General features: G+C 76.0%; 4 protein-coding genes and 1 pseudogene. 3 read left to right on the forward strand and 2 right to left on the reverse strand.

Annotated features, from left to right (window positions below):
* Positions 1-792: protein translocase subunit SecF (gene secF, locus ABD308_RS04500; RefSeq protein ID WP_344325863.1), on the forward strand; the 792-nt coding region annotated here is incomplete at its 5' end.
* An 84-nt stretch (positions 793-876) separates the two neighbouring features.
* Here the strand turns inward: secF and ABD308_RS39555 are convergent.
* Positions 877-969: pseudogene (locus ABD308_RS39555) on the reverse strand (Lsr2 family DNA-binding protein); the annotation flags it as partial.
* A gap of 645 nt (positions 970-1,614) precedes the next feature.
* The gene (locus ABD308_RS04510) at positions 1,615-2,016 is read right to left on the reverse strand and encodes a hypothetical protein (RefSeq protein WP_344325866.1); all 402 of its coding nucleotides are present in this window, start codon (positions 2,014-2,016) and stop codon (positions 1,615-1,617) included.
* A gap of 282 nt (positions 2,017-2,298) precedes the next feature.
* On the opposite strand from ABD308_RS04510, the gene ABD308_RS04515 reads away from it, so the two are divergent.
* Both ABD308_RS04515 and ABD308_RS04520 read left to right on the forward strand, forming a co-directional pair.
* Positions 2,299-4,248, forward strand: coding sequence for a prolyl oligopeptidase family serine peptidase (locus ABD308_RS04515; protein ID WP_344325869.1), 1,950 nt, complete (start codon positions 2,299-2,301; stop codon positions 4,246-4,248).
* Positions 4,245-4,406 (forward strand): hypothetical protein, encoded by a 162-nt coding sequence (locus ABD308_RS04520; RefSeq protein WP_344325872.1) that lies wholly within the window; start codon positions 4,245-4,247, stop codon positions 4,404-4,406. Before ABD308_RS04515 ends, ABD308_RS04520 begins: the two co-directional genes overlap by 4 nt.
* Positions 4,407-4,429 lie beyond the last annotated feature (23 nt).

Below are 4,429 nucleotides of genomic sequence, written 5' to 3' on the forward strand. Positions count from 1 at the left end.
GGCGACGCGGACGCCGCCCGCGCGGCGGTGGTCGGCGCCGGGTTCCCGCAGGCCGTGGTGCAGACCACCGGCGACACCGGCGTGTCCGTCCGCACCAAGGAGACCGGCGACGACCAGCAGCAGCGCATCCGGGAGGCGCTCACCGGCGTCACCGGCGAGCTGTCCGTGGAGCGCGACGAGCTGATCGGGCCGAGCCTCGGCAGCGAGTTGCGCGGCTACGCGCTGGCCGCGCTCGGGCTGGCGGTCGCCGCCCAGCTGCTCTACCTGACGATCCGTTTCCGGTGGACCTTCGCGGCCGCCGCGGTGATCGCGATGGCGCAGGACCTGCTGCTCGTCCTCGGTCTCTTCGCCTGGCTGGGCAAGCCGGTGGACAGCGTCTTCCTCGCCGCGCTGCTCACCATCGTCGGGTACTCGGTCAACGACACGGTGGTGGTCCTGGACCGGCTGCGCGAGCTGCGCCGGACCGGGACGAAGGCGAGCTGGGCGGACCTCGCGGACCGCGCCGTGGCGCAGACCCTCCCCCGGACGGTGAACACCGGCATGGGGGCGCTGTTCGTCCTGGTGGCCCTGGCGGTCCTCGGCGGCGACTCGCTCGCCGACTTCTCGGTGGCGCTGCTGGCCGGGGTCCTGGTGGGCACCACGTCGACGGTGTTCACCGCGATGCCGGTGGTCGTGCTGCTCCAGGGGCGGTTCCCGGACCGGCCTCGGGAGGCCCGGCAGGCCCGGGGAGCACAGGCGCCGCACCCGGCGGGCGCGGCGCGGGCGCGCGAGCACAACGGGGCCGTGGTCTGAGCCGCGGCTGGTCCCGGTCGGCTTCCTTCACCGCGCGGGGGGAGACCTCCGCGCGGTGCAGGAGGCCTGGGGCGGGCGCGACGGTCACCGCGCGGCTTCGTAGGCCTCGCGGATGGCCGCCGGGATCCGTCCGCGGTCGTTGACGAGGAGGCCGTTGGCGCGGGCCCAGCGGCGGACGGGGTCGTCGGCCGGGCGGGGAACGAGCCCGCGGGCCCGGGCGGGTCCGTTCCAGTCGCCCGTGGAGACCCCCTCCAGCCGATCCGCCGTCTCCTGGAGGAAGGCGTACAGGGAGGGGTGTTCGTCCGTGTCGGGGAGCTCCCCCTCGGTCCAGGTCCCCACGGCGCCGGTGCGCGTGTCGAGGAACGTTCCGTAGTGCCCGTCACACTCCGCGACGATCGGCAGCCACTCCCGGCGCCAGGACGGCCGGTCGGGGTCGCCGGACGGCGCCCTCTCCTCGGTGGTCATCCGGTGGCGGTGGACCCGCTCGATGTCCGTGGGGCCGAGCAGCAGGCCGCCGTCGGGGATGACGCCGCCCAGCCCCAGCGCGACCAGGGGTGATCCGGCGTCAGGCCGCCGGCCGGCGTCGAGGTCGTTCAGCAGGATCCACTGGCGCGCCTCGCCGGGGAGTTCCAGGCCCAGGCGCGCTTCGACCGCGCTGACGGCCGCCGGGTCGCCCGGGCCGCCGAGGGCGGCGAACACGCCGGGGGCGTGTCGCTCCAGCCACCCGGTCACCCGGCCCCACGCCTGCCGGACGTCGCCCGTCGCGGGTGCCGGCCATTCACTCACGGGCCACGCTCCAACGCTCTCGCACACGGGGGCGGTTCACGGCACGCGTGGAACCGGTCCGCCCGCGTCGAGGTGCTCACGGGCGGCCGCCAGGCGGCGGGCGGCCGTGCCGAAGTGGTGCGAGACCAGCGGCAGGACCTGCGGCTCCAGCCTACGGGTGAAGGCCTGGGCGGCCTCCAGCGGCCCGGTGGCACGGAGCAGCAGCGCGGCGGTCTCAGCGCCGTGCGGCCCGGGCCCGGCCGCCCGGAGTCCGGCGGCGGTCCGGCGCAGCAGGATCAGCGCGTCCTCGGCGTCCGGCGGGCCGTCCGGGAAGTCGTGGCCCCACCAGGTCAGTTCGACGGTGACGGCCCGCAGGTGCGCCTCGCACCGCGGGAACCACCAGGCGGTCCACGAGGCGGGCAGGGCTGTGGACTTCGGACGCGTGTTGTCACTCGGCACGGGCCGATCATGTCCTATGAAGTCCGCCCGCATCCGGGCAATCGGGGAAATCGGGGGACCTGGGAGGTACCCGGCACTCTTGGGGGTGACGTCCGCTCCACGAGGCGGCATGAGCCCGACAATTCTTTCGGACAACCGTGCGCGAGGTCTGTTCGCCGCCACGGCACCCCCCTAGAGTGGACCGCGCCCCTCCACACGTGGTCCTTTTCCCCCACCAGTTCACTGGTTCCCGGAACGTTCAGCGCAGCCTGTTCCCACCATCGAGCCGGAAGGGCCGGGCCCGTGACGCAGGCGTTCCAGTCCCCCGGCTTCGCCGCGCTGGCGGCGGGCCGCGCGGTGGAGACGCGGCTCGTCGAGGAGCGCTGGCAGGCGGTCGCCTGGGACGTCGAGGCGGGCCGGCGCCGGGTGGTCACCGACCGGCCGGACGGCGTCCACCTGAGCGAGATCGAGCCGGACGGCGGCGCCATCTGGTGGTTCGACGCCGACAGCGCCGGTGAGGGGCGGTGGCGGCGCGAGCCGTTCGCCGGCGGCACGGCCGGCGAGGCGCTGCACGGCGTGCCGCGCGGGCGGCCCTACGGCGTCGCCTTCGACCGGACGGGCGCGCTCGCGGCGGTGGCCGTCGGGGTGGGCGGTGACTCGCGCTGCTACCTCGGACCGCCCTCGGGCGAGGCCCGGCTGGTCGGTTCGGCGCCGGGGTACCTGAGCCTGGCCGACCTGTCGCCGGACGGCCGGCTGCTCGCCCTCGGCGGCTCGCCCGACGGGGACGACGCGGTGGTCCTGTGGCCGACCGGCACCGGGGCGGACGGTCCGCTGCGGCTGCCCGGGGACGGCGGGACTCGCCTCTGGCCGATCGAGTTCAACCCGTTCGCGGTCCTCGAACCGGAACTGCTGCTGGTGGTCGAGGAGGACGAGCGCTACGCCGTCGCGACCTGGCGGGCGGGCGCGGGGCTGCGCAGGTACCCGGGGCTGTCGTTCGACTCGCAGATCTCGGCCGGCTGGTACCGGGGTCCGCGCGGGGTGCTGGTCCAGCACGAGCGGGCCGGGCGCAGCCGGTTGCTGCTCGCCGAACTCCCGGCCGGCGTCTCCACCGACCCCTCCCCCGACGTCTCCGCCGGCCTCTCCCCCGACGTCCCCGTCGGCCTCTCCCCCGACGTCCCCGCCCGCTTCCCCGCCGAGCCCGGCGCGGCCGGCCAGGCTCCGCCCGTCCGGGAGCTCCGCACCCCCGGCGGCACCATCCACGACCTGTCCTGCGCCCCGGACGGCGCCCTGCACTGCGTCTGGAGCCGGGAGTCGACCCCGCCCCGCCCGCTGGTGCTGCGCCCCGGCGGGGAGCCGGCGGACCACCCGGGCCTGGAACAGGACGACCCGGGACAGGACGGCCCGGAGCAGGACGGCACCTCCCGCAGCCCGCGCTGGACGCCCCGGCCGTACGGGAGGATCCACAGCTTCGTCAGCACCCCGGCGGGCCGGGGCCCGTGGCCGACCCTCTTCCTGGTGCACGGCGGCCCCGCCACCCACGACCGGGACTCCTACGACCCCCGGGTGAACGCCCTGGTCGGCGAGGGCTACGCGGTGGTGCGCACCAACTACCGGGGCTCCACCGGATACGGCGCCCGCTGGCAGCACGAGTACGGCCACCGGGTCGGGCTGGCGCAGATCGAGGACCTGGCCGCCGTCCGCGCGGAACTGGTCGCCGACGGCACGGCGCTCGCCGGGCGCACCGGCCTGTGCGGATTCTCGTGGGGCGGCTACCTGGCGCTGCTGGCGCTGGGCGCGCAGCCGGAGCTGTGGTCGCTCGGCATGGCCGCCCAGCCGATCGCGGACTACCCCGCCGCCTACCGCACCACCACCCCCGCCCTGCGCGAGCTCGACCGGCGGCTCTTCGGCGGCACCCCGGACGAGGTGCCCGAGCGCTACCGGGCGGCCGACCCCCGGTCGTACGTGCACCAGGTCCGCTCGCCCGTGCTGCTGGTCGCCTCGCGGACCGACGAGCGGTGCCCGCCCGGCCAGGTGGCCCGGTACGCGGCGGACCTGCGCCGGCTGGCGGTGCCGCACGAGCTGCTCTGGGTGGACGGCGGCCACTACAGCCGCCGGACCGCCGACCACCGATCGGTGCTGGCCGCGATGGTCCGGTTCGCCGGGCAGGCCTGGCCCGCACCGCTCCCCCGAACCCCTCGGGGCGACCGCTCCGAGGTACCCGCCGAGCTGACGGAAGGAGGTGAACAGCCATGAAGCGTCGCAGCATTCAGAACGACCCGATCAGCACCCCGGAGCGTGACCGGGGCGCCGTCGTGGTCCAGAACTTCGCGCTCGACATCACCAAGGCCACGGCGGTCGCGCCGGCCCTCAAGGGCCAGCCGAAGCCGAAGGCGGAAGCCAAGGGCAAGTGACCCACCGTCGCTCCAGGGCGTCC

This window comes from Kitasatospora putterlickiae (genome assembly GCF_039527695.1).
Classification (GTDB): domain Bacteria; phylum Actinomycetota; class Actinomycetes; order Streptomycetales; family Streptomycetaceae; genus Kitasatospora; species Kitasatospora putterlickiae.

Bases quoted from the DNA above. Each gene is read 5' to 3' on its own strand.
- ABD308_RS04520 (WP_344325872.1), top strand. From the start codon at position 4,245: ATGAAGCGTCGCAGCATTCAGAACGACCCGATCAGCACCCCGGAGCGT.